1 pseudogene is annotated in these 289 nt (G+C 53.6%); it reads left to right on the forward strand.

The features are described 5' to 3' along the window. A pseudogene (locus EOD29_RS31265) lies at positions 1 to 289 on the forward strand (ornithine decarboxylase); the annotation flags it as partial.

Raw genomic sequence — 289 nt, forward strand, 5'->3', positions numbered from 1 at the left:
GCGATATCCAGATCAACAAGACCACGCGCAATACCATATTGGCCATGACCACTATCGGCACCACGCGCTCCGACGTTGCCAATTTCATTCAGGTGCTGCGGAAGAACGCGCTCGACTGCGAAGAAAAAGCGCGCAATTTCTCCAAAATAGAGCGGAGCATTCACGATGATAAAGTTCGCTCGCTGACACTGGAACAACCCCTTCCAGACTTTTCATCTTTTCATCCGGCGTTCCGCCCGAATATGCAGACCGGAGACGGCGACATGGGCTTGGCGAACGACCTGGCCAT

Source organism: Mesorhizobium sp. M1A.T.Ca.IN.004.03.1.1 (assembly GCF_003997555.1).
Lineage (GTDB): Bacteria > Pseudomonadota > Alphaproteobacteria > Rhizobiales > Rhizobiaceae > Mesorhizobium.